Source organism: Mesorhizobium sp. M7A.F.Ca.ET.027.03.2.1, from assembly GCF_003999175.1.
Lineage (GTDB): Bacteria > Pseudomonadota > Alphaproteobacteria > Rhizobiales > Rhizobiaceae > Mesorhizobium.
In genome coordinates this window covers 1-1,216 of record NZ_RZOM01001411.1, presented here as the reverse complement: position 1 = coordinate 1,216, position 1,216 = coordinate 1, and the positions used below count along the sequence as shown (strand labels likewise).

General features: G+C 66.4%; 1 protein-coding gene and 1 pseudogene. Both read right to left on the bottom strand.

Features of this window, described 5'->3' with window-relative positions; all coding sequences use genetic code 11:
* Window positions 1-460: pseudogene (locus EN750_RS35140) on the bottom strand (SH3 domain-containing protein); the annotation flags it as partial.
* Window positions 461-670: 210 nt separating this feature from the next.
* Window positions 671-1,216 (bottom strand): metallophosphoesterase (locus tag EN750_RS35135; protein ID WP_127399336.1); only part of this gene is annotated, 546 nt, incomplete at its 5' end.

The window sequence follows — 1,216 nt, the reverse complement described above, 5'->3', positions numbered from 1 at the left end:
ACCTGACAGCGCGGCTTGGCGGCGCCGAGGCCTGCCCGGTCTCATTGGCGCTGCCGGTGGAGGCAACCACCGGCGCATCGGCCGGTCTTGTCTCACCTTCGACATAGGGGGCCGGATTGAGGGGGATGAGATAGCGCGCCGGCGCCCAGCCGCTCAGCTTCTCCTTGCCCGTGCTTTCGACCTTACACCATTTGTAGCCGTTGATGTCGTTGCAGCCGAGATTGGTGACCATGTCGCCGCTGCTCAGCCGCGCCTCGACCGTGGCGACCGGCGATGCGGTGGTGCGGACTTTGAGAAGGTCGTCCGGTGCCAGGCCGGTGACGACTGAGATGACGAGCTCCGGCGCCTCTTGGGCCATATCTTCAGCCATAGCGGGGGCAATCACCGGCCATGCCGTCATCAACAGCGGAGCCGCAATCAGCGCATGGAGGGTTGTTCGGAGCGTAACTGTGCGCCTCATCGTTTGGCCGTGCGCTGATACCGTGCCGCGGCGGATCGAGCCCGCCGCAAGCCCGGCCGGTTTTATAAGGGACGACGCGGCGCCATGTAAGCCCGAAAATTCGGCTCGCCGTTTCGCCAGCCTCAACCCGGACCGCCGGGCCGTGAGGCAGCTCAGCTGGACGGGCATGAACGCGCAAGAGCGTTCAGCCGGGCATGAACGCAAGAGCGTTCAGCCGGGCAGGGGCATGAACCCTGTTCTGAGCGCGTGAGCCCATTCCGGCCGGCCCGCCTGTTCGGCTTGCCTGGCGGCCGCCTCGTGGTCGTAGTCGACGGCGATGGCCTCGAAGCGGTCGGGCTGGCCGTTGCTGCCCAAGGTGACGATGCCGTAGCGCGCATACGGCGAGCCCTGCTCGGAGACATGCGCCGGCGGCGTGGAATCGTCATAGGCAGGGCAGCCGATGCTGCCCGGATTGAAGATGACGGGACCATCGGGGACGCGGATCAGTTCCGCGCGGTGGCTGTGGCCGCACAGCGCGATGCGGCAAGCCGGGTCGAGCGTCTTCAGCCGCCGCCGGATCGCCGCCAACGGCGCACGCACCAGCTGGCCATTGACGATGGTATCGGCGAGATATTTCTCGTCATGGTCGGGACGGGCGTGGAAAGCGATGATTGCGGGTGCGATCTCCAGTGTCAGCGGTTGGGCGAAAAGCACCTGGCGCTGTGCCTCGGTCAGCCGCTCCTGCGCATAGACGTCGGAGGGCCACATGGTGTCATC